Raw genomic sequence first — 23,239 nt, forward strand, 5'->3', positions numbered from 1 at the left:
TGTGACCCATGTGTCCAAGGAGAGTACTGGCGTTTATTGGAAACCTGTGATGAACAACCCAACAGCCTCATGTCGCTACAATCCACGTGCTAATCTTTCGTTGTGTCTAAAAACTAATTATAAACACGAAGTGTTGGAAATCAGCACCTCACAACTCTTTTTTTGAATGAAATACGAAACAATTTTTAGGGCTAATAACGTTAATGGAAATATTATGAGTAATGTTGAAGTCACAAAAGACGGCCGCCATTATTATCCCAATGATGATTTATGGAACATACTGATAGAAAACGGGTATTGGCCATATTCCTCAAATTTATCTGGAAATATAGATTTTGTCGATGAAGATGTTCAATTATGGATTAACGCATCAAAACATAGAGCACTTGCTTGGATCGGTCCAAAATATTTGGAAACTATGGATGATCTTGCGACGGATATAGAGATACCAGATTCTATTCCAGGTATTGCCAATGTAGAGATGGTTTACATTGTTTGCAAACGATGGTCTGGAGAATTCACAATACCAAATACAGTGAAGAATATCTTTATCGATAAATTTTCATTAGATTATCATGGTCAAGATTTCTTATCTGAAAATGGAGGTTGTATAGTTATTGGCAAGGATAATCCCTATTTACATTGTGAGAATGGTTATGCTATATACACAAAGGATAAGAAAACACTTTTGGATTTTACAAGATGTGAAGAATTATTTCCATACAAGCTAATTGAAGGAGTTGAAACCAATAGAAAATTTGCATTTTTGAATATGAAGTTTATTCCTAAGCGTCTTAAGGTTCCAGTTTCTATGAAAAGTCTAAATGCCCGTTGTGTCGAAAAGATGGGTGTATTCCCAATTGACATTAATTGCAAAGGTGCTATCACGGAGCTAAATATTCCACTTGATGCTTCTGCTGTTATAAACAATTACATTGAGGATGTTGATTGTGTTGACAGAGATAAACAGAATGATTGTAGGCTCGTTTTTAAAGCACCAATTCCCGATGAATCACCTGCTGTTGAAGGATGTTTCTTTTTAACAGCAGCTGGAGCGGCAACAAATAAATACCCAAGAAGAAAGCCTTGGTCAAGAAAAATAATGGTGAAGGGCTATGATATAGAAAGTGTATCTCCGATTACTTTAAAATGTTATGACGAGCACATAGGATGTCAAGTTAGATTAAAAGATAAACATGTTGAATGTGATAGTTATTATGTGTACGAAAGTGTCGATATTGTTTTGAACAAATTAAGACAATGCGGAATTGCAGATGTCCCTGTTGCCTAAACACTTTGTGCTTATATCAATATAATAATCCCATCATCCCCGATGGGATTGTTTTCTATATACGTATATCATTACCTTGCCTTTGAGAAAACTGTCGTATCTTTGCAGCACAAAAAATATTCATCAAAAACAAGGTATTATGAAAAGAACATTTATCATTTTGAGCCTCATTTTCATGGCTCTTTCTTCAAAAGCACAGGCAACGTATGTAGATGGTATCCGTTATAATGTACTTGACACGGTTGCTAAAACATGCGAAGTGTTGTATGAGACATTGTTTGATAATAACGGCACTAGAAACATCTACGTATCTTCGTATAGTGGTGATGTCGTTATCCCCGAAAAGGTGGAAATATTTGATGGCACTTATACTGTTGTTGCAATCAGCGAACAGGCATTCCATGACAGCTCGGTTACACGCGTACAGTTGCCAAATACAATTAAAACGATAGGTTTCGGAGCGTTCTATGGCGCAGATAAACTCTGTGACATAAATATACCTGCAAGTGTGAAAGAGATAGGACCAAGCGCCTTTGAGGGTTGTCGTTATTTGGATACGGTAGTTATGGGTGACAATGTAACTAAGATAGGCAATTGCGCATTCTTTGGTTGTGTCTGCCTTAAAACCGTCAAGCTTTCAAATAAGATCAAAACTTTGGAAGAAAGAACATTCACCAACTGCAAGAGTCTTGAATCTGTAAATATACCTACTTCTCTTAACAATATTGGAGATGTAGCGTTTGGAGGTTGCGAGAAGTTGACAAACCTAACAATGCCAGCAACTCTGAAAACCATTGGAGAGAATGCTTTTTACAAGTGCAAAAACCTTGAAATCAAAGGTATTCCCGCGACAGCTAAAGTTGCGCCTACAGCATTTGACTTATGCAAACACAAATACAATATCGTTCAGAAAAAGTATAGTGCGAAGTATGGTGCTGCTCTTGTTGCAAAGGTAGTTGGCCTTTTCAAGAATAATGCTCAATTCATGGATTGTCCTATTGGAACCCCATTAGTCCTACTACAGGAGTTAGGAAGGGTAATGCATGGTGAAGACAACATATTCCTCACGCAAAGACCATATAACGAATATGTTGTTGGAAACAATAAATTCAAGCACTACAATTTTAATGGTGTGCGTATGATATTCAAGAATGGAAGGTTAACGGATAAGAGTGATTGGCGTAATATCTAATATTGATAGTGGCAGTGGTCTCATACCGCTGCCACAACAATAATAAATCAATTTCAAAATGGAAAAGCTAAAGAAACTAATATCAATGATAGAACTCGTTCAATTGGAAAAAGAAATAAGGCTGAATCCTCAGACAAAGTTCGAGTCTGAAGATACAGAATCAATAAAGAATGGAGACTTAAATGTAATAATTCACGTTGCAGAACTCTACGCAATTGGGTCATCCGTAATTCATCCCAATCCACAGTTGGCAATTCAAATCTGCAAATTGTGTATCGACTTGGGATATATTGATGGCTATGGCCTCTTAGGGGACTTCTATGAATATGGAGTAGGTGTGGAAAAAGATTATCATCTTTCGCTAACAACATTGTTGGAAGGTGCTAAGAAAGGCTCTCCATACTGCATGGTGAAATTAGCAAACAGAAACCAGAAGCATAGAATTTGCTTTGACGGAAAGAGTATTATTGATGAAGAAGAGGAATTTCAGTGGTTATACAGTGCAGCAGAATTGGGGTATGCTCCATCATACATCCCACTAGGACTGAGATATCAATGTGGTTCCGGAACAGAACAAAGTAAAGATAAAGCAGAGTTTTGGTATAATAAGGCCAAGGATGCTGGAATAGAGACGTCTATGGATTATTTGATGGACATTTGGCAACAAAAGTGGAGTGAGAAAAACAATGAAGCTAAGGTGCAAGATTGATGTTTATCTTGTCAAGGACTTGATAGACAAAGACGGCAACATGGTTCCCGCCACTGACATCATTGAGTCAATGCTTTTGGAAGAGTTTGAATCTATTGAGGTGTCAGAAGAACAGTATGAATACATGCAGGAGTTCTGTTCCGATGGCGAGTTACATTCATTGGACGAGATGCGAGAAGATATTGTAGTTATGTATGAGAAATTGAGTGCGCCAAGGCTTGCGTACATAGAGAAAATATACAAGAACTGCAATATGACCACACGTCTTTTGTCACGCCAACAGCGAATAAAAGCTTCTGTGGTGCCTTTTCTATCTAACAAGTTCCTGTTGATGTACAATAATGACTATATGTATGCAGTAGAAAATGATATTGTCTACAAACACTATCACGATGGTCGTAAGAGCGTTGTTCTCTGTTTGAACAAAAACATTGAATCATTTACGTCAGACGCTGATAACGTTGAAGATTTCGCATTCAGTAGATGTCAATACTTGAAGTCGGTCCACCTACCCAACATTAAGGAGATAGGGAAGGATGCATTCATCGGATGTCTAAGTTTGTATGATGTTCTCTTTTCAGATTGTCTAACAGTTATAGGCAGTGGTGCTTTTATGGGCTGCCATTTCCTTGACTATTTAGAACTGCCACCTTCTCTTGCTGAAATTGGTGATATGGCATTCTGTGGTTGTATGAATCTTACACATATCATCAATGATTATGATGGAAATCTTGTTGCCGAAATGCGACTTCATCCAAATGTTATCAAAATCGGAGAAAATGCTTTTGTGGACACACCACTTGAGTATCTTTCAGACAACCCTTTGAATTATTCATGTGAAGATTAATCAATAACCATAATCAATCTTTAGTTTATGTGGGTATTATATTTTATCTTCATGCCACTCTACATTGGTTATTTAATGATTAAGCTGTTTTTTGTCCTTATACAATTTATTTTCACAGCCATAGGTTGGCTGATTGGTCATGATTGGAATTAAAAATGGAATAATATGAGCAGAAGCTATCTACACAACCCTTACATGAAAATGATTCATAGAGGGATGGCAATCCAACAAAATTGCAAGAATTCACACAAGTACGATGAGATGCCAAAGAACTTCCCATCTCGATACGTTACTGAACATTGCTCTGATAATGCCAAGATTAGATGTTTAGGTGCTGCAGGTTCACTTGGAGGTCATAGCGGAAAGAAAGACAAACATACGATTGTGAGTGGAATTATTCGCTCACGTGTACGTAGAGAAGCCCGATGTATCATAGAACAACAATTGTTAGAAGATGAAGTATAGTCTCATTTTGGTCATTGCATTATCTATAATTAGCTGCAATCGTATGTCGGATAAACAAATCGGAAAAGGTTCAAAGGATACATGTCCTTCATGCGATTTATCGGCATTGATTCACAGTGGTCATTGTTCAAAACTGACAGAATCATTAGAGAAGGCTTTTAAGCAAGGGTGTGCTTTGAATAAAGAAATCGAAGAACTATATTATATTGTTCTGACAAAACCGGATTGGTATCGTGGCAGCGAGGGTCATGAAACTTTCTATAAGGATTGTGAAGCAATTAAGGCACTTCATCTTTCTTTATACCAAACATCTCCAGGTATTCCTTGCTCTCAAGTAAGTTCGAACCATTACATATATCTTGAGGATGCAAAAGAGCTGTTTCTCGCATGTTGCCAGCGAACCATTGACAGAGAGTTGCCCGAATCGTATGAGACTTGCATAGAACATAAGAATGAAATGGCACATTGTCGAAAGGATGCTAATGGCCATCTGAATCGCATAAAAGTGCTTTTAGATGATTGGATAGAAGCAAGAGAACAATATGCCAAAGATTTATCCGACTTGCCTTATGATAGTGCGGACTATGTAGATAGAAGTCAGACTGAACGAAAGACATCGGAATTTCTAATTGGTTTATCAGAAATAATATCCTTGCCTTAATTTGGAATCTTACCCTTTGTTTGATGAAGATTTTGTCGTTGGCTTTGCCACGATTATTAAGCGAGAATTTACCTGGAATATTGATTGAGCATCTGCCGAATTATAAGGGAACGTTTGTGCAAGGCGAGAGCAGAAGCCAAGTTTACTTGGATTATGCCGAGCCGCAGCCCAAAGTGCATTTATATGAACTTATGAAGACACTTGATTTTAACATAGAGATTTATCTAACGGTAGGTATTAACTATACCTGCTGGAGCAAGGAAGATAATAAAGAGGATGACTATAGGGTGTGTGTATCTGAACTCATCAGTGATAGTAAGTCTGTTGAATTAACAGACGAACAATTTGACTTACTATACAAAGTGTGGTCACAGAACGGCGAAAAACCAGAATTAGAAACACTTGGGCGTGGTTTTCAAGATATTTTTGACTGCCTAACCACACCACATCTCATTGCCATCAAACAAAAATACAAAGATTATGGATACTCAGAAGACTACACAGAGATGATGATGCAAAAAATTGGCGCAAGCGTGACTCCTAGAATAGAGAATTTGAACCGAATCTTTGACGAAGTTGTTGACACAACGTTTGAGAACGGAATAATCATCGACATTCTCAAAGGAGGTCGTAAGAAAATTGTAGGTTGTATGGACGTTCATATTAAAGTTTTTGAGTCTGACGCAGCCTACATTGACGCACGTGCCTTTAGAAAATGTAAAGAACTCAAAGAGGTTCATCTGCCCAATGTGGTTTCAATCGGACCTGGTGCATTCTCAGGTTGCCTTAGCCTACATACAGTAGAACTTGGCTCAAAAATTAAAATAATTGATGAGTTTGCTTTTGCCGATTGTCATTTTCTACATTCTGTAAATCTGCCTGACGGCATCGAAAGAATAGAAGAATCGGCATTTCAAGGTTGTGTGAATCTTCCTGCGTTACTCGAACTCCCCAACTCCATCAAACATATTGGTTTTGATGCCTTTGCATATACGCCTGCTGACCTCTTGTCAAACAATCCAATCTATTCGGATGAAGAATATGAAGTTGATGATGCCCCATTTTGAGAGATGATGTTTGTAATTGCTGAAGACCCCCCAAAGGTATATAAAGAGTTATTCGAAAACCAACATAACTTTACAGTGATGACTAATCATCTTCTCTCATTCAATAAAAGAATGAGAATTGATAAAAATATCCCAATGAGGGAGCATTGCTATGCGGAGATAGACTCATCGTAGATGAAAACTGTTGGAAGTCATTCCAAGAGATGTGTGTAGATGTCGGGATAATACTTGATTTTACTAATTTGTACCACCAAACAGATAATAATGATTCCCTATAAATTTCATAAAGCTGATGACTTTTCATTAGTCAACTTGTCAACAGAAGAAGAGCCGGAAGAACCGCTTGAGGAATTAATTGCTCAATATGAGGCACTATGCAAAAACCATCGTGACCATCGATTAAGTTTACAAGAATTGGTAAAACCATATACTTGCGTCAAGACTATTAACGGCAAAGAAAATATGGTTATAGACTTTGAACGGTGGGAGAAGGAAGATGTGGAAACTTTCGGTGCTTATATCTGTGGTGAGGTTAATAGCAGCTGCGTCTTTGAGGCATATGAATACGTCATAGACTTAAAGATTGCCTTCTTGAATAGGAAAGACGCTAAATAACGCTAAAGATTATTGTGAAACACCACATTGCTATTGCCTGAATTAAAATCATGCTGTACCTTTGCTAAAAAACAAAACGGTCATGAATACAGTCATTTATACAAGGGTTTCGACGAGTGTGCAGGATTATCAACGTCAGATAGACGAACTCCAGCAGTTTGCCTCATCACGCGGTTGGAATGTGTTACAAGTTTTCTCGGAGAAGGTGTCAGGGGCAAAAAAGAATGAAGAACGACAAGAGTTACAAAGTTTAATGTCCTACATTAGTACACACAATGTAGAAAAAGTTCTTGTGTGGGAATTGTCTCGCCTTGGGCGTAATACGCTTGAGGTCTTAAAGACTATTGAAGAATTTAACACCTTGGGAATCTCTTTATTCATAAAAAATTACAATATTGAAACCCTAAACGAAGACGGAAAACCAAATGTAATGTCTCAATTTTTAGTTACTATTCTTGCAGAAGTTGCTAGTATGGAACGTGCAAGTATAAAAGAGCGCATGGATAGTGGCTTAAAGAAATATATCTCCAATGGAGGTCAGGTTGGAAGAAAAGTCGGTTATCGCAAAAATAATGAGAAAGTGCAGGAAGAGTATTCGGATGTAATTAAACTCTTGAGAAAGGGTATCTCTATCCGCAATGTATCTAAATTAACTGGACACAGTGTAAACACTATACTGAAGTGCAAAAAGCAGATTGCCTAACTCGCCCTCTTCTCACGTTAACCTAAAAGGATAGAATGAGACAGAAAATGAGAGTTTCAAGATAGGGTATAAAGATTAAATTGAGACGTTTCTTGCTTTGAGACGTTTATAGGCAAAAAGGGAGTCCGAACTGATTTTATTTGTTTCAGTTCAGACTCCCTTACTTGATTCCTCAAGCCGCAATCACTGTAGGCAAAGACATAGCCTCCAATTCACCTCGGTACTTTGAGATAGTTGTCATTGAAAGAGCAAGACCTTTTTCCTTCAGATACTCTTGTTCCTTGGAAAGACTCATTCCATCTAGGTGGAGTTTGAAGAACATCTCCCTTTTGTTTAGAGACTTGGTGCTACAGACTATGCCTCTGTCTTTGCAGTAGCGATAGAGACTGTTTTTACTAAATCCCTTATCAAATTCTGCAATGTCACTGTCCAACAAAATCTGTAGATTCTCCATCAGAGTGAGCTCTCGGTCATACAAGATGTCAAGTAACTGCCATCGTAACTCTTTACTAAGGCTGTTCGGCTTGATGTCCTTGCGGCTTGTCCAATGGATGATAAATCTCTTCCTACGGCACTTCTCTTTCATCTCGTTGTAGATATTCGGATACTCATTGATGAAGTCTTCTATACCCAAAGAGAAACACTGTCTGACCTTAGTGACCAAAGTATCCACGTCAAGTACACCATCAGAGTTGTTGAAGAAATACTCCACATCATTGATAAGATTGAACAATAGCTCACTTGGGGTGATGGATGGTTTGATTACCCTTCGTAGCCATCCTCGATGGAACAACGTGCTACGTCTGTGTTGACCATCAGCCCTTTTGATACGGATGCCGTTTGCTGTAATACTTCCAATCCAACTTAGCTCGAGGTAGTCTTCATTACAGAATTGGTATTTGATAGTCTTGTTACCTAATTCCAAGGATAACCAATCCTCTCTCTCCGTTCTATAAACCAATGGATATTTGTGTCTGTAGATGCCGGAGAATTCATCCCAAGGTAATCTGCGGTAATCATTAATCATCTGTTGGTCAAGGTCAATGTCTTCCTCATCATCAGACCTTCCATTTTTGTTCCATTCTGATATTAAATGTGTGTTCTCTTGGTGGTTTGTTTGCCCTAAATCAGATTGAGACAAAAGTGTAAGAATCCTATCCTTAATCTCTTTTCTTTTAACCTTATCCAAAGACTTATACTCACAGTTAATCCTAAGATAGTTAAGATAACCTTCATTTGAGACTTGAATGTCATCCAATGAGTAGATACTGTTAGTCAAGCCATAATCAGATTTGATTTCATCAGAGTGGATATAAGTTCCATTGAAGTACTGACAGCAACTAAGTCCACACTTGTCTTCAATCTTTTCTTGGGTATTCTCTTCTATCATCTTGTACAGATTGGATGCACAGTAACGGAAGTAGTACTTGTCTTGGATGAGACTGTTAAAGACGTAGATTAGTCTGAATCGAGAGTCAAGTTGCCCATCTCCATTCTTGTCCTTCTGTAGATGTGACAGAGAAGTGTACCAAAGAGTTGGTTTCAGTCTGAGTCTGTCAACGAACTCTTGTGGAGTGTACTTAGTGTTGTCTATGTCCACACCAATGAAGTATGAGCCTTGGAAGAACTGACCGCACTTGCCTTCCATCGTGAAGTAGCCATCCTTGCGAAGATAGGTAGTCTGTGGAGGTGGTGTGGTGAAATTGCCAAAGAGAGGGCAGAATGTGTGTCCTTCAAGAGACAAATCCAAGAGTGAAGAAGGAGTTACTGTCTGTACTTTGAAACAGAGTTTGGCCTTCAGTCCACATTCCTTTCTCGCCTTTCTGCCTTCTTCTCCACTAATGATGGCGGCAGAGGTTTGCTGTTTGCTGACATAAATATCCTTGGATACGGATACCATAAATTGAGACTCGCTACTAACCATCATATACCTAACTCCCTTCCTAAGATATGGTTTAGAGTGGTTAAATTTGTGATGAGTCCTTTCCTTGAAAGTCCAACATCTTGAAATAAAATTTTCTTCATCTTAAATAAAATGAATTAGGGTCTCCGACCATTTGATTTTGTTTGTTTCAATACGTCAAAGAACCCTTTGATTATTATATCAAGAAGATTGGGAGTTTCTTAAATCAACACTAATAATGTATGGAAGATGGTACCAGAAAGTAATCTATAACAATAACTAAAGTTTACGAACTCAAGCAAATTTCAATAAAAATCGCTAAAAAATAGGATATTGTGCTGGAGTACTGACACGACAATGGATTATTTTGATTACCTTTGCACTTGATATAAACGTCCCCTATGAACGTCCCCTAAAGGGTCTTGAATGATGGTCAACAGATTGATTATCTGAGATGAATGATAATAGAGTGGGAGTAATCGGAATACCGATAAACAGCCACTCAAATAAAGATGAGTTAATTTAAACTCAATAAGTTAGGGGATTCGTTGACGTAATAGCTTGATTGTCAACAAATCCCCTTTCTTGTACATTTTATCCAAAACCGTCCCCGATTTCGTCCCTGCTTATCCCCGATAGGATAGCTATCCGATAGAGTTGAAATCCAATAGCTTGGCAATCTGTTCGGGGGTTGCCTTTACATATTTGTAGAACGTGCGTTCATTGGTATGACCTGTCAGCTGCATAATGGTATACATTTCACAAATGCCTTCCAAATGAATTTCTTTCCGTTGAGGGATGGAGTTATGTCTATATCAAATTTGTACATGTCACTTGCTTATTAGAACAATCCCCACTCGGCAAATTTCTCGAATCCGCCAATTCTCGTGATGTAGTTACGAGCGATTTCCACTATTTCACGATAAGGTTTACCATCTATCTCTGTGTCACCGATGGCACAGAATAACTCCACAGGCTTGCCTGTTTTTTGAGCTTTCAAGAAAGCGTAGATATTGACGGAAACATCTGCCTTGGAAAGGTCCTTTCCCATTAGACCGCCACCCGAAACTGATTGCGCCATATCACTGCCCAACTTTCTGTTTGTTGCACCCGAATCGACATCTGTTCCGCCACTCCAATCTCCAAGAGGATTAATGACTGCGGTAGGATAGAGCTTCTTTAAATCCTCAGTCTTGGCGTTGCTTTGACAGATAATCAACTTACCATTGCCTAATACATACTTACCATCTGAAGGATAACGCTCATAGATGTCATGGGCTATTTTGCTGAGGGTACGCTCCTCCTCTGTGAGTGGAACGCCTCGGAAAATACCATTGTCGCCACAGCGGATTTCTCCGTCTTGGTTGCTTGCAAGTATTGGGTCTTGAGCTACCATTACGAGAGATACTTTTAAGTCTCTACGCTTAGTAATACGGCTAACAATAGCTTCAGCCTCAGCGTCTGAAATGTTCACACTACTCTCAATAATGAGATTTGCAACACCATGTCCGAGCAATACTTCAACTGCTATTTTCGGATTCTCTTCTTTCTTGTACGCAAGGTCAACCAATGCCCCTGCAATTCTGTCTGCAACCTTGTCCGGATGCGAAGGATTTACTTTTTCAATCATTGTTCTTACTCTTAAATGTTATTCTTTTTGTTCATGTAACTTTCTATCGTATCGTAACTAATACCTTCTGAAAGGTATTTGTTGATTAACTCATACTTTTTAGTACTTACCCTAAACTCCAACTCTCTTATTTGCTTATTCAGCAGCGTTAACGTGTGCTGATAAGCGATGTTATCCATGCCACCGCTTTTCAGTTCTGCCTTCAATGCTCGCTTACGCATCTTGATAGCGTTGATTTGAGCCTCACACTCCTCTCTGAAGGATTGAAAAGTTGAAAAAGCCTCACTAATCTCAGCATCCTTGTACTTCATATAAGTATCTTTATACATAGAGTACCATTTATCGGATTCTTTGGTTAGTCGCTCTACTTTCTTTTTCAATTCGTTTATCTCAGACAGCATAAAGCGTTCCTTAATTTCAGATGAATAGTCCCAACTTTCATCATCCTCAGCGTGCAGGATGTCAAGTACCTGTTCAAGTGTGTAGGCTTGATAGATGTGCTTTGCCTCGTCATAACGTGTATTGATAGCAGTGAATGGTCGCCAATGGCTTATAAATGAAGAAACTTGTACCGGTTCTGTCCTGCCATCCTCGTAAACCTCGGCACAGTGGTTCGCACCGCTTAACGGACTGCCTGCCAAGTGAAATACAAGGCTTCTTCGGTTCTCTTTATCTACTCGTAAAGCCATAGAACATTCATTCCACCATTCCAAGTATATGCCCAATGTTGGAGCATTGAATCCCGAAGTACCTGTGTAGGCGAGCCCGTTTTGTACAGCTACAGGAGCAAGAAACATTCTACTGTCACGCATGATGCGCTCTTGATGCGCCAAAAGGTAGAAAGCGTTATCCGTGAAGAGCTTCTTCTGTCGTTCAAATTCTTCTGATGTTCGTGGTTGTGGCTTACAAGGCTTGTTGCCTAAACTCAAATATGTACCTGTTGCATCCAATTTCATCTTATCGGGTACAAAGTCGCCTTGATGTGATTCTTTTGGGATACACTCAAGTACAGCACCATTCATTAATGTGATGCTGTTCTTTGGTTGTTCTGTGTTACTATGTGTCATGTTCTAATCTATTTAATGTATGAATGAAATACGTTTGCCTAAAATGTGAATATCTTTCGCCTCCAAGAGGTTGTAGTCTATTGGTGGTTCTACGCCTTGTATAAGACAATCACGGCAAATCATGAGAATCTTGCCTAAGTTGTTTTGACCGACAAACGTTCCAATGCCATTGACTTTGCAAGTCTCACTGTTTACCAAACGCTTCAAAGCAGCCTTGGATATGTTTGGATAGTCAGCCTTAGCCTGTTTGATGGTTTCCTTTTTAACCTCTGCTCTTCTTGCAGCCAACTCAAAGTTGGTGCATCCCCAAACTTCCTTTGTGTCGCAATGTTGTATGGTTGTGTCCTCGATAATGATAGCGTCATTTGGTAGTTGCAAGAGCATCTTGGCAAAATCCGCATTATCCTTGCACTTCTGCCATACTACGTAAAGCATCCACTGTATGCGAAATGTCGAGAAGTCACTACGGATGAATCTCTTGTATTTGTTCTTGACAAAGCGTTTGGCTGCAAAGCCGCTTGTCTGTCGGTGCATTTCCTCCTGTATAGCCCGATGTTCGTCAGATGAGTCCGAAAACTCGCCACACAAATAAAGCGTCTCACTATCATGCCAAGTCGCACCACCGAATGAAAACGGATAGCCACCTGCCATATTACTGAGACGCACGTTAATGCCATTCACCATGTCAGAAGTCTTGGAGAACGACAAACAGTTAAAGTGTGAAGCGTTGATGTACTCCACACGACCTAAGATGATTTCTAATGTTTTTGATGTTGCCATAAAATTTTAATTTAAAGATGAATAATCAAGCCTTAAACTCACATCTATTTTACCACCGTGGCAATGGCTAATCTGCTCGGTTGGTTCTGTATTTAAACAGTCTCTTGATGCTTGTCAATAAATAAAAGAACAACTCCCCATTTTGGAAAGTGAGTGCAAAATTACAGTCTTATTTTGAAAAAGACGAAAAAACTATGCTAAGAATAGTTAACGATGAATAGTTTTGAATTTTGCTAAATAGTATTTGTGCTTATCAAATGATTTAGATATTGGGTCTTGTTATAAACCATCCTGATAGGTTCTGGATAGAGTTTCTTCGACTTATGGGTAGTCAGTTTTATGATGAAATCGCCACAGATTCCTGTACTTGGATAAAAGTCTAGACTATGGTTAACGACCTCGTATCTCATATTGTCTTTGGGACGACTTATCCAATATGCACCGGCTTTGTGAAAGCGAAACAAAGCTATGAAATCAACGTATGCTTTGTCCATCATATAGAACGCAAATGGTTCAGGCACAATCTCATCCAATTCATTGCTGTCATGCCATTTTCCATCTGTAATATGGATATTTGCCGGAATGCTTCCACGAAGATCCAGCAGTGTGTGCTTTTTGACTGCGCCTTTGCTATACTTGCCCAATGCCCATGCAGCCAGAACAATGCTTGTTGAGATAGTTGTGGAGTCAAGCGCATAGAGGACATTGTCTATCGTTATCTCAGCAACCTTTGTGTTTGAATACATTGGTCGGACAATACCGATTAGATACATGCCAAGTCCTTCGTAGATGCGATAGTCCCTTTTCTCATTAGCACGACATAAATTGGATTGATTAACGGACTTGCGAATTCCAAGATGGTATATGCTACTTCCATGAGCCTCTAGGCACAGACAAATATCACGGATGGATACTCAACCAGTAATCTGACCAAATAGCAGATGGAGCAACTGGTTATAGCAGGATAAATCTTTTGCATGCCAGTCACCTTTATACTTCTTCACCAACTTGTCAAATTGGTAGCGAGGTATGAAGTCGATGACTTGAGCAAAGATATATTTGCCGATGTTCATAGTCTTGCAGTTTTGGCTGCAAAATTACTCAATCAATTTCAAATCAAAAAAAACAAAGAACGCTTGTAAATGATTAAATATCAAATATATAACTATAGTTAAGCGATTAATATCGCATCACTAGTAAATCATAATTAATTACTTTAAATTTGTTCTTTTTATATTGTCTATAATTTCTTTCAATGTAATAGCTTCTATACCTTCAGCCTCTTTGGATAATTCTTGTTGTGTAACGGCAAGAGTATGTGCTCGACAGAGAAAGCCATCTACTTGAGCATTGCCTTGTTTGTGGCAATGTACACATTTGTAGGATATGGATGTTGTTCCGCTCAACGGACTACCTGCAAAGCTGTATATGAAAGCCTTGTGACCACATACACAAGGATGTGTCAGCCACTTGTCTTCATTTGTCCAAAGCCTCAGCATCGTGCCAATATAGATTGGCAGCTGTACCATATATACTTTAAGTGGTATTGCAGCCATCGCCCAATCTTTATGAGTAAGGATTTCTTCTCTGTGCTTATATAGCAATTCTATGTTGTCTCGATAAGGAGACCATATCTTTTCAATTTTCCTTTCCTCCTCTCTTTGCTTGGCTAATGATGCAACTGTATCATACACATTCTTGAGGCTTAGATGCTCAAAGTCACGTGCAACCTTGCTGTATCGGCAACAATGTTCGTCTAAGCTACGTGTTCTGTCTGCATAGTCGCTGAGAAAAGAAAACTCTTTGACTTCGCCCGACATAGTTACAGTGATGAAACCTTTTGAACAAGATGATGATACAGCAATTATATAATATGTTACACCTTCATTCTTGAGAGTAGCCATTTGGGGCATATGCTTCCACCATTCCAACAATCCTCCTAACGTATAGATACAATCTCCGTTTAGATAAACAGGAGCTAAGAACATACGGCTATTGTCAAAGATGGTATCTTGATGCTCGTAAAAGAAATTAGCATGTTCACAAAAATATCTTATCGTATTGTTGTTTCTATGCTTTTGGCCTCCAAAGAGTTTAAGTACTTTTCCGTTTACCAATGTTATAGAATCAAATGTTTTCATACTTCTATACTTTTAGTTTGACATTGATGTTTTATCTGTTGGAAACGAAAGCCGTCTCCCCAAGATGTATATGTTTGAACGATTAAGAAGAGCATAGTCTATTGGTGGTTCTACGCCTTGTATAAGACAGTCACGGCAAATCATTAGTATCTTTCCTAAGTTGTTTTGTCCTGTGAATATCCCGATATTGTTAATCTTACCTGTTTCCTGTGCAACAAGTTCAATCAACGCCTTCTTTGAAATCTTTGGATTAGACACTTTAGCTTGCTCTACGACTTTGTTAGCTACTAAGTCACGATAAATAGTCAACTCATGGTTGCTACATCCCCATACCTCTTTACTTTCACAACGTTGTTTAGTTGTGTTTTCTATGATAACGGCATCTTGGGAGATTTGTGACAATAAACGAGCAAACTCAGCATTGCCTTTGCACTTCTGCCAAACCACAAACAGCATCCAATGTAGACGGAAATCGGCAAAATCTTGGCGGATAAAGTTCTTATACTTGGTCTTTACAAAAAGTTTGGATGCGAATCCACTTGTCTGATTGCGCATTTGTTCTTGAATTGTTTGATGTAGTGAGGAATTTTCAGAAAATTCGCCACATAGATACAACATTTCACTATCGTGCCATGTGAAACCTCTAAATTGAAAAGGATAGCCTTTCGCCATATTGGTAAAACGAACATTAATCCCATCAACAATGTCCGAAGCCTTTGAAAATGATATGCAATGGACTTGTGTGGCATCATAGCGTTCCACACGTCCAAGGCTATTGATAAGATTGCTGACTGAGCGACTTGAATCGCACAAGATTGAATATAATTCTTTCATAATCAGAAGTTTATTAGTGTTAAACTAATCGCATCTTTTTTACCACCGTGTTTCTGTTATCGGTTGGTGCTGAATCTAATCAGTCTCTTGATGCTTAAAAATGAATTGCTATGTCATGTTGTAAAGACATGTCCTTTTGATTCATCTTGTTTGTTGATGAATCGAGATAAATGCTTCTAAACTTGATTTGATTTTACAATAAAAGATTTTATTTAAAAGTTAGACTTTTCATGTCGTTGCTCCACCGTGGCTTCTTGTGCTCGGTTGGCATCACCTCAAAAGGCTACTCTTGACATTTTCAGCTGCAAAGTTAATATGTTGTTTTGGAAAAGACGAATATTTTAAGATAATATTTGTTAATAAATGGTTATGGGTAGCTATTTGCAAAAACAGCTACCCATAGAAAATAATACGATGATAGGCATATTCTCTGCCGATGACCTACGGTATAGCTACCCCTAATTGGATTATCTCGGATTTTACAATTACCACCTTTTTCTTGGCGCGGCTAATCATCACGTTGAGTCGATTTCGATTCAGTAGAAAGTTCATAGTTTGTCTATAAAATTCATCGTCTGTCACGCTAAAGCTGAGGATGACTAGATCTACGTCCTGTCCTTGAAGTCGTTCGACAGTATCAACGAGAGGTATGTCTGAATTCAATTTAGATCGGAGGGAAGTTCTTATCGCTAAGACTTGTCTTCTAAAAGGAGTAACGACCGCAATATCTTTTGCATCTATACCCAAGGATAGAGCGTGTTCGACAAGATTGGCAATGAAGTCTGCTTCCTCTGGATTTGAATCTTCCCAGGTATGAGTGGTAGAAACATCTATTGTCTCGATAGATGAGCCTGAGGATAGCAACTTTTTGATACGCTGATCGAGGTGCGGTCCTTGGATTTGCAAACTGCGATTTTTGGAAAAATCAGAAGCAATGATTTTCTCACCAAAAGGCTCGTAAAAGTTGCTGCTGACACATTGCGTAATATCCTCATTCATGCGATAGGTGACACGGAGTTTGCCTTCGAAGGAGGGATATAGATGTATGATGTGTGAAAAGATGGATACCGACAACTCGTCACTTTGTTGCTTTTCGTGGAAGATAGGCGGCATCTGCTTGTCATCACCGAAAAAGACGATGCTGCTAGCACCAAACACACCTAGTACGCTTGCCTCAACCAAAGTCAGTTGGCTCGCTTCATCGACAAAGATGATTGACGGGCGGAAGCTAGTATGCAATAAGCCTAGGTTGATGATGGCACTCTGTAGGGTCATGCCCACAACATCGGCAATTCGTCCTCTGTAAGCAGGTCGCTTTTTATAGGCGGCTTGATACTTGAAGTATTTCTCATAAATGCAAATAGATTTGTCCACATTATCAGACTTCAATTTGGAGCCAATCTTAGATATGGGGGCATTGGCACACATTTTACGTATCTTGTTCAGTGCATTGTTGACAGCGTGGTGAGTTTTGGCGATCACGACGACATTTTTTCTCCTTTTGGCAAACGTTCGTGCCAAAACTCCAAGAACATCGGTCTTGCCTGTACCCGGAGGTCCTTGAACACAATAAACAGACGGACATTGAAGTACCGCTTTGCAAATCTCCTGCTGCTCGTAGTTGAGGCGGGCGTAGCAGGAGTCAGAAGTTGGAACATCCAATGTCGTGAAACCTTCTTCGTCTGGCTCTTCGATATTTGCCAATAGTTTCAAGAAATATGCGCCGGGTAATCCAGACGCTATACCCTCAAGTAGATTGATGAGTGGGTCTAGCATCACTACGTTATTGACTGATATGCGGTAAGAGAGGGAGAGTGACAGTACGCCATCATATTGGATGGTCATTGACTCTAGTTCATTCTCAATGACAGAGACAATTAACTTTTGACCGTCGGATGACTCTAGAGTCACTTCGTCGCCTGGTCGCACCTTTGTATAGTTGACTTTGAATCCCAGCAGATATTCGTTGTCTTCATGACGGAGCACAGTGGCATCAACGATGAGAAGACCGTTGTCGATCTTCTCGTCGTCTGTCAATTGGCTGCTTGCGTCAATATCCTCTTGCAGAAACTGCTTCTGTTCCTTGAGATATGTCAGCAAGTGGTCGCGCATTTCTTCCAACTTAGAATATTTCGTCATGTTAGTAGTTCATGAACCGTTTGAAATAGTTTGACACTTTTGGGTCGCAGCTATACATGTAGCATCCCTTACGACCTCTTGTCAGCAGCACCTTGTAGATGTTGCGAATCAGTCGGTCGCCATTCTCATCTTTCTCTGTGAGGTTACGTTCCTTATTCAACTTCGGCAAGCAAACCAAGGCATCTTTTTTAGCATCGTACTTGATATCTGGACCTAGGATAACACCAACATAGTCGAACTCGAATCCCTGTGCCGAGTAGATGCATCCCACTTGGTTGATGCCTTGCGGATCTTTCGCCCAAAAGTCTGCGCTTCGAGCGTATTGGGATTTAAACTCCTTGGAAGGTTTAGCTTTCGTTTCCCAAGGCATGCTCCAGTCGCCTATCTGAATCTCTTTTTTGAGGTCACCATTTTCATCTGCCTTGCTCGACCAATCCCAACACCAGCCTGCCACAATACGAGCCGTAGTCTTAGGTTCTTTCTCTTGGTCGTTGAGCTTGCGGATTTCCTGTTCCAGTTCCTGAGGGGATTGGAAAATCTTAAAGTCGAAATCCTCTTTATCCAGTTTGAATTTCTTCTCGTTGGGTACTTCTTTATAGAGTACGTTGTCCACCCAAGCTACAAAACGGTCAGCTCCCACACATCTGAATTGTGTCGTAAGCTCGTGCGTATAGACATTGACTTTTGGCAAAGGATCCTTTGTGAGATACTTGAGGCCTTTTATCCGATCAATATTACGCTCTTCAGTTACGATTTTGCGCTCAATCTTTGCCATTTCTGCATCAGAATGATCACCATCCAAAGCTTGGCGATAGGCTTCTAGCTTTTTCTCTGCCTTAGGCTTTATCTTATTAGAGTACTCTGCTTTAAATTCTTTAATCTGCTTAATGTACTCACCTTGATAGTTCTCTGCAATTTTCTTAATTGCCTCGGAGTAACCAATCTCTTGATTCTTGACGGCTTGATGGTCATCAATGAAGAACACTGTCACCTTAGAGCAGTAGATGAGCGAGAGGGCTTGATTGAGTGGGCAATACACAGATTCCACTCCACACTTTTTCTTAAGCGATCCATCTGTTTGGTCGTTAGACTTTTCCTGAACACGATGTGCTTCATCGACAAGCAGGACATCTATTTGACTTTCTTTATAGCAAGCAGGGCGGAATTGGTAAGTCTTCTGTATCAAATCTTCTACTCCGCCAGTATGCTTCTTTCGGTTGCCGTTACTGCAATGGAGTGCCTCTGAAAGTTGCTTGGTGAGGGCTGTAGAACGAGTTGCATAATAAGCGTTACACTCCTTGCCGTTCTGCATAGCTTCTTTGTAAAGCTCAGAAAGAATCTTCAGTGCGATGACCGTCTTTCCTGTGCCTGGACCACCTTTTACGATGAAGACGCTCTTGTCGTTACTGTCAAGAGTCTTCTTCAAAACATTCCAAAACGTCTTGTATGCGTCGTCCTGGTCGCCGAGCAACACGAACGTGTTGTCATTTGGATCAATCATCATGTTGGCAGCAGCTTCAATCAAGGCCTTAGTTGGCTTAAGGTCTGTGCCCGCCAAACTCTTCGCAATGCCTTCACCCTGTCCGTTGCAGAGCAGATCGTGCAGATTCTGGCTCAGTTCTGCTGTCATATCCTTAGAGTAAATCGGACATCTCTCACGGAGTTCGGCAAACATATCATGGAACAAACCTTCCTTGCCTTTGCTCTCATAGTTGTAGCAATAAGCCAAGCTTGTCAACTCGTACTCCTCTTGGTCGAAGAGGTTGACAAAGTTGCGGAAGTGAATTTCGTATCTCTCTGCCTGCTCTGATGGGTGATCGACAATCTTGTCACTTCCACCAACGAAAACATTTACCCAGCGTTTTCCATAAGCAGAGGAAACTTCCACTTGATTACCCCACTGCTTTAGCTCAATCAGGATGACATTCTTTTTCCCATCCTTACCTGTGCCAAACAAAACGCAATCCACACGACCACCCACGGGTGCTGCATATTCGAAGGAAACATACACGTCGTCAGGATTTGGCAAATTGGCATCGCTCAACAATTTAGAGATGACTTTGGCGTTCTCTTCCCACGATTTTGTCTCGCTGTTGTACGTATCCAATAGGAACTTTCCACCCAATAGCATCTTTTCAATGTATTGGCCACGTTCAACATCCTTTTGAAACTCTGAAACTGTTGCCGTGTAATAGGCTTGTCTTAATTCTTTGGTTTTCATTTTCCTGTTGATAGTTAGTTACACAATATACGAATAGTGTTTACCATGTTTGATGGTGAACATAAATACCTCTAAACTTGATTTGATTTTCTTGCCATAAAAGATTTTATTTAAAAGTTACTATACTTTTCATGTCGTAGCTCCACCGTGGCTTCTTATGCTCGGTTGGCTTCACCTTGTTCACAAGGCTACTCTTGACATTTTCTATTGCAAAGTTAATATGTTTGTTGGAGAAAGACGAAAAAACTGTGCTAAGAATGGTTAATGTCTTGCAAAATTGAAATCAACGGTTACTGTTCCGTTGAAAGTGTAGGAATACTCGCCACCTGCCATTTTGAGGTTGTCGAATTTGAAAGTCATATCATCTTTGCTCTTGTCGATAGATACAACTTTGGCAGAACCGCTCTTGTAAGTAAGGGTAGTGTAGCAAGCATCGGATTCATCCAGTGCCATCAGCTCCAATGCCTTCTTAGAGAAATCATCACCTACTTTAGGCTCTGTTGAATCCGTGTAAGAGAATTGATAAAACCAACTGTCCTTAGTGTTACCAACTTGATTAAATACCCCTACAGTAAATTCACCTTTACCTGCTTCCGCATCGAAACTTCCCTCTTGAACAACATATGTGTCAAGTTCATAACTCTTACCATTGATTTGGATTGTGTTTGATGAAGAAGGATTATCATCATCATCGTCACTTCCGCAACTGATTAGTGCAAATGGCATCAAAGCGAGCAATGCCAACATCAACAACTTAAAATGCTTTTTCATTTTGCTTCATTTGACGCACCTTCAGCCCAAACAGTGTTGTTAGTAATTTGATGTTAGGGAGCATAAAAAGAAAAGTGAGGCTTTATTGCTCCTTTTCCCTCTGTGTGACGGCTTGGACTCCGTTGGTTTATGGAAAAAGGAGAATAAGCCCCACCTGTACGTATCTCGTTTTTGTATACGAATACACGCCAAGCAGAGGCATATTCTCACTACACTCCAATAAACCATTTTGCGAAAGTGTCCAAGTTTCACTCGTATAGGAATATAGCGAAATACGCTTCTCTAAATATGTCCGTCAATAAAGCCTATTTCGGCAATATGACACTGCAAAGATAACAATAAATGTTGAGACTAAAGAATTTCTCTTCATGAATTTGCTGTTTTGTGTTTGTATTTAGAACCCGTTGGCGGAATTAGATTAGTGCACACTTAATCCTAATGTCAGTTTGTATTAAATTGGGCACGCTGCTTGCCCAACTGGGGCAACGTGCTTGCCCATCATGGGCAACGTGCTTGCCCCAGTTGGGCAGATTTGCTGTCAGACGTCTGCCCAATAAGTTAATGTTGCAACACCCATATTCCTGTTTTCAGGATTCTGCCAACGCATACAATTCCTGTCGTCTAAATTCCTTTCATCTGATAATTCTTTTTATCTGACAATTCTCTTTTCATCAGCAAACCATCCAGACAATAGGCTGACAATTGCCTGACAGCCAACTATCTGTCTGTCAGAACATTACGGCAAAAAACCAGATGGTCTGACAGTTTTTAAGCAATTCTTGGTTTTTACTGAGAATCAGCGATATGGGCAACTTTTGCTCATATCGACCAACTTAAATTAATTCCGCCAACGGGTATTTAGAATAATTTTTTATCTGTGCAATCTATACTGCATCTGTGTCACAATAATCTTTTAGATTTGATTGATACATTTTTTATATGGTTTTATTTCTATCATTTATTCTCATGTTGCAAACATACTACTTGAGAGACTACTATTGCAAAATTGAATATTAAAAAATCTGAAGACTTGAAAGAAAAGGCATTTTGTATACCGGAAAATTTTCTAAAAGATGCATGGCAACCCCTTGTGGTCGATGCCTCGCTCCCTCTATAGGGGTAGGCAAAGAGAGGATACGGTGGAAGCCCTCCCTATAACGCATATATATACAGTACTTTAGAGTAGCTTGAATAGCTTTTGCTGCTGCTGAATGCTACACCTTATAATATAAGGTGGGCAACTATGTTTGCCTTGTATATACATAAAATTACGTGAATTTACACCTTATTATATATATAAGGGCTGCTCTTGATTGTCTTGTTGAGGCTTGAAATCAATTGATTTTAAGTAGTAATAATCGTGTAAGTGACTGATAGCCATGGTTGTGTATGAAGTTCGTGTTGTCCCCGATAAATATCCCCGACAATAGCTAACTCTCTGAATATCAGATATAGATTATAAATGAATGGGAGTAATCCTGATGTCCCATGCCTTGACATGATGCCCCGGCTTGAATCCGGGCGTAATGTCTCCTGCTTGAATATGGGCAAAGAATAAATACCAACTACAAAGAGACTTGTCTCGCAGCCACACGACTGCCAACAAGTCTCTTTTGTTTTCCATCATGATCTTAAGACCTTTTCCAAGAGGAGAAATAAATTACTCCTACTATTGACTACAGCCCCCACCTAACCTCCCCCGAAGTGGAGGGACAGATACAATTGATAGTATGATTGTCAAAGGATTATCCATAATCGGAGTAACCAGTTCCTTCCCTTGGGGAAGGTTAGGATGGGTTGTCCTACGGGGGAGAACGAGAGGGGCTGAAGTCGATCTGGTATTCAGATTATCAACTGTCTATCACGTTCCATAACCTACTACGCAAAAAATAATCGAAACCCCAAGTTCTTCACAGAGCCTGGGGTTTCTTGTCAAACAACGCATTTCTGAAAAACTGTTCTGAAATGCGCAAGCAAGTCAATCACTCTCACCATGAAGGTGAATCTTTCTGATAGCCTGCCCAATTGGAATTGGCAGACTCATCATATTCATTAGCATCGTCATCCCACAGTCCTTTCTTGTGAGATTTACTGTCCGCCCAGTTGTCATGAGATCCAGCGAGCATCTTGCCATAAATCTGGACATTCACGACTCCTGTTGCCGGCTTGATATATTTATTCTTTTTCATAATTCATTCATTTT

20 protein-coding genes and 2 riboswitches are annotated in these 23,239 nt (G+C 39.7%); of the genes, 8 read left to right on the top strand and 12 right to left on the bottom strand.

Features of this window, described 5'->3' with window-relative positions; all coding sequences use genetic code 11:
• Window positions 1–166 precede the first annotated feature (166 nt).
• The 8 genes from CCC32_RS11850 (at window position 167) to CCC32_RS11885 (ending at window position 7,550) form a co-directional block, all read left to right on the top strand.
• Window positions 167–1,291 (top strand): hypothetical protein, encoded by a 1,125-nt coding sequence (locus CCC32_RS11850; RefSeq protein ID WP_287074739.1) that lies wholly within the window; start codon window positions 167–169, stop codon window positions 1,289–1,291.
• A 139-nt stretch (window positions 1,292–1,430) separates the two neighbouring features.
• Entirely contained in the window at window positions 1,431–2,483 is a 1,053-nt protein-coding gene (locus CCC32_RS11855; protein ID WP_287074741.1) for a leucine-rich repeat domain-containing protein, read from the top strand.
• A gap of 58 nt (window positions 2,484–2,541) precedes the next feature.
• Window positions 2,542–3,192 (top strand): tetratricopeptide repeat protein, encoded by a 651-nt coding sequence (locus CCC32_RS11860; RefSeq protein ID WP_287074743.1) that lies wholly within the window; start codon window positions 2,542–2,544, stop codon window positions 3,190–3,192.
• Window positions 3,158–4,039, top strand: coding sequence for a leucine-rich repeat domain-containing protein (locus CCC32_RS11865; RefSeq protein ID WP_287074744.1), 882 nt, complete (start codon window positions 3,158–3,160; stop codon window positions 4,037–4,039). Before CCC32_RS11860 ends, CCC32_RS11865 begins: the two co-directional genes overlap by 35 nt.
• Before the next feature lie 454 nt (window positions 4,040–4,493).
• Entirely contained in the window at window positions 4,494–5,165 is a 672-nt protein-coding gene (locus tag CCC32_RS11870; RefSeq protein WP_042518885.1) for a hypothetical protein, read from the top strand.
• Window positions 5,166–5,188: 23 nt separating this feature from the next.
• Window positions 5,189–6,232, top strand: coding sequence for a leucine-rich repeat domain-containing protein (locus tag CCC32_RS11875; protein WP_287074745.1), 1,044 nt, complete (start codon window positions 5,189–5,191; stop codon window positions 6,230–6,232).
• Between the two features lie 264 nt (window positions 6,233–6,496).
• Complete coding sequence (locus tag CCC32_RS11880; protein WP_287074747.1) at window positions 6,497–6,847, top strand: hypothetical protein; 351 nt, start codon at window positions 6,497–6,499, stop codon at window positions 6,845–6,847.
• An 82-nt stretch (window positions 6,848–6,929) separates the two neighbouring features.
• Complete coding sequence (locus CCC32_RS11885) at window positions 6,930–7,550, top strand: recombinase family protein (RefSeq protein WP_287074749.1); 621 nt, start codon at window positions 6,930–6,932, stop codon at window positions 7,548–7,550.
• A gap of 172 nt (window positions 7,551–7,722) precedes the next feature.
• On the opposite strand, the gene CCC32_RS11890 is transcribed toward CCC32_RS11885, so the two are convergent.
• The 12 genes from CCC32_RS11890 to CCC32_RS11945 all read right to left on the bottom strand — a co-directional run bounded on the left by CCC32_RS11890 (window position 7,723) and on the right by CCC32_RS11945 (window position 23,225).
• Window positions 7,723–9,477 (bottom strand): hypothetical protein, encoded by a 1,755-nt coding sequence (locus CCC32_RS11890; RefSeq protein WP_287074751.1) that lies wholly within the window; start codon window positions 9,475–9,477, stop codon window positions 7,723–7,725.
• Between the two features lie 817 nt (window positions 9,478–10,294).
• Window positions 10,295–11,083: an S-adenosylmethionine synthetase N-terminal domain-containing protein gene (locus CCC32_RS11895; protein WP_287074753.1), complete on the bottom strand. Its 789-nt coding sequence runs from the start codon at window positions 11,081–11,083 to the stop codon at window positions 10,295–10,297.
• An 11-nt stretch (window positions 11,084–11,094) separates the two neighbouring features.
• Window positions 11,095–12,150, bottom strand: coding sequence for a hypothetical protein (locus tag CCC32_RS11900; RefSeq protein WP_287074755.1), 1,056 nt, complete (start codon window positions 12,148–12,150; stop codon window positions 11,095–11,097).
• Window positions 12,151–12,162: 12 nt separating this feature from the next.
• Window positions 12,163–12,930 (bottom strand): NADAR family protein, encoded by a 768-nt coding sequence (locus CCC32_RS11905; RefSeq protein WP_287074756.1) that lies wholly within the window; start codon window positions 12,928–12,930, stop codon window positions 12,163–12,165.
• A riboswitch (SAM-I-IV-variant riboswitch) is annotated at window positions 12,923–13,046 on the bottom strand. Its footprint overlaps the gene before it by 8 nt.
• A gap of 117 nt (window positions 13,047–13,163) precedes the next feature.
• Window positions 13,164–13,676: a transposase gene (locus CCC32_RS11910; RefSeq protein ID WP_287074758.1), complete on the bottom strand. Its 513-nt coding sequence runs from the start codon at window positions 13,674–13,676 to the stop codon at window positions 13,164–13,166.
• Window positions 13,677–13,844: 168 nt separating this feature from the next.
• Window positions 13,845–14,003 (bottom strand): DUF4372 domain-containing protein, encoded by a 159-nt coding sequence (locus CCC32_RS11915; protein WP_287074760.1) that lies wholly within the window; start codon window positions 14,001–14,003, stop codon window positions 13,845–13,847.
• A 138-nt stretch (window positions 14,004–14,141) separates the two neighbouring features.
• The gene (locus CCC32_RS11920) at window positions 14,142–15,071 is read right to left on the bottom strand and encodes a hypothetical protein (RefSeq protein WP_287074762.1); all 930 of its coding nucleotides are present in this window, start codon (window positions 15,069–15,071) and stop codon (window positions 14,142–14,144) included.
• 12 nt (window positions 15,072–15,083) lie between these two features.
• Window positions 15,084–15,905, bottom strand: a complete 822-nt coding sequence (locus CCC32_RS11925) for a hypothetical protein (protein ID WP_287074763.1) — start codon at window positions 15,903–15,905, stop codon at window positions 15,084–15,086.
• Window positions 15,902–16,004, bottom strand: a riboswitch (SAM-I-IV-variant riboswitch). (Overlaps the previous gene by 4 nt.)
• A 342-nt stretch (window positions 16,005–16,346) precedes the next feature.
• Window positions 16,347–18,044 carry a DEAD/DEAH box helicase gene (locus CCC32_RS11930; RefSeq protein ID WP_287074766.1) on the bottom strand — a complete coding sequence of 566 codons (1,698 nt, stop codon included), beginning with the start codon at window positions 18,042–18,044 and terminating at the stop codon, window positions 16,347–16,349.
• A 1-nt stretch (window position 18,045) separates the two neighbouring features.
• On the bottom strand, window positions 18,046–20,265 hold the full coding sequence (locus CCC32_RS11935) for a DUF2075 domain-containing protein (RefSeq protein WP_287074768.1): 2,220 nt from the start codon (window positions 20,263–20,265) through the stop codon (window positions 18,046–18,048).
• A 261-nt stretch (window positions 20,266–20,526) separates the two neighbouring features.
• Entirely contained in the window at window positions 20,527–21,036 is a 510-nt protein-coding gene (locus CCC32_RS11940; protein ID WP_287074769.1) for a hypothetical protein, read from the bottom strand.
• Between the two features lie 1,988 nt (window positions 21,037–23,024).
• Window positions 23,025–23,225 carry a hypothetical protein gene (locus CCC32_RS11945; protein WP_042518871.1) on the bottom strand — a complete coding sequence of 67 codons (201 nt, stop codon included), beginning with the start codon at window positions 23,223–23,225 and terminating at the stop codon, window positions 23,025–23,027.
• Window positions 23,226–23,239: the final 14 nt, after the last annotated feature.

Origin of the sequence: Prevotella sp. LMAG:51, assembly GCF_008680225.1 — a bacterium.
Classification (GTDB): domain Bacteria; phylum Bacteroidota; class Bacteroidia; order Bacteroidales; family Bacteroidaceae; genus Prevotella; species Prevotella pectinovora.

What these genes read in the sequence shown, in the direction of transcription:
- CCC32_RS11850 (WP_287074739.1), top strand. Translation starts at nt 167, where the DNA reads ATGAAATACGAAACAATTTTTAGGGCTAATAACGTTAATGGAAATATT.
- CCC32_RS11855 (WP_287074741.1), top strand. Translation starts at nt 1,431, where the DNA reads ATGAAAAGAACATTTATCATTTTGAGCCTCATTTTCATGGCTCTTTCT.
- CCC32_RS11860 (WP_287074743.1), top strand. Translation starts at nt 2,542, where the DNA reads ATGGAAAAGCTAAAGAAACTAATATCAATGATAGAACTCGTTCAATTG.
- CCC32_RS11870 (WP_042518885.1), top strand. Translation starts at nt 4,494, where the DNA reads ATGAAGTATAGTCTCATTTTGGTCATTGCATTATCTATAATTAGCTGC.
- CCC32_RS11875 (WP_287074745.1), top strand. Translation starts at nt 5,189, where the DNA reads ATGAAGATTTTGTCGTTGGCTTTGCCACGATTATTAAGCGAGAATTTA.
- CCC32_RS11880 (WP_287074747.1), top strand. Translation starts at nt 6,497, where the DNA reads ATGATTCCCTATAAATTTCATAAAGCTGATGACTTTTCATTAGTCAAC.
- CCC32_RS11885 (WP_287074749.1), top strand. Translation starts at nt 6,930, where the DNA reads ATGAATACAGTCATTTATACAAGGGTTTCGACGAGTGTGCAGGATTAT.
- CCC32_RS11890 (WP_287074751.1), bottom strand. Translation starts at nt 9,477, where the DNA reads ATGATGGTTAGTAGCGAGTCTCAATTTATGGTATCCGTATCCAAGGAT.
- CCC32_RS11895 (WP_287074753.1), bottom strand. Translation starts at nt 11,083, where the DNA reads ATGATTGAAAAAGTAAATCCTTCGCATCCGGACAAGGTTGCAGACAGA.
- CCC32_RS11900 (WP_287074755.1), bottom strand. Translation starts at nt 12,150, where the DNA reads ATGACACATAGTAACACAGAACAACCAAAGAACAGCATCACATTAATG.
- CCC32_RS11905 (WP_287074756.1), bottom strand. Translation starts at nt 12,930, where the DNA reads ATGGCAACATCAAAAACATTAGAAATCATCTTAGGTCGTGTGGAGTAC.
- CCC32_RS11910 (WP_287074758.1), bottom strand. Translation starts at nt 13,676, where the DNA reads ATGTATTCAAACACAAAGGTTGCTGAGATAACGATAGACAATGTCCTC.
- CCC32_RS11915 (WP_287074760.1), bottom strand. Translation starts at nt 14,003, where the DNA reads ATGAACATCGGCAAATATATCTTTGCTCAAGTCATCGACTTCATACCT.
- CCC32_RS11920 (WP_287074762.1), bottom strand. Translation starts at nt 15,071, where the DNA reads ATGAAAACATTTGATTCTATAACATTGGTAAACGGAAAAGTACTTAAA.
- CCC32_RS11925 (WP_287074763.1), bottom strand. Translation starts at nt 15,905, where the DNA reads ATGAAAGAATTATATTCAATCTTGTGCGATTCAAGTCGCTCAGTCAGC.
- CCC32_RS11930 (WP_287074766.1), bottom strand. Translation starts at nt 18,044, where the DNA reads ATGACGAAATATTCTAAGTTGGAAGAAATGCGCGACCACTTGCTGACA.
- CCC32_RS11935 (WP_287074768.1), bottom strand. Translation starts at nt 20,265, where the DNA reads ATGAAAACCAAAGAATTAAGACAAGCCTATTACACGGCAACAGTTTCA.
- CCC32_RS11940 (WP_287074769.1), bottom strand. Translation starts at nt 21,036, where the DNA reads ATGAAAAAGCATTTTAAGTTGTTGATGTTGGCATTGCTCGCTTTGATG.
- CCC32_RS11945 (WP_042518871.1), bottom strand. Translation starts at nt 23,225, where the DNA reads ATGAAAAAGAATAAATATATCAAGCCGGCAACAGGAGTCGTGAATGTC.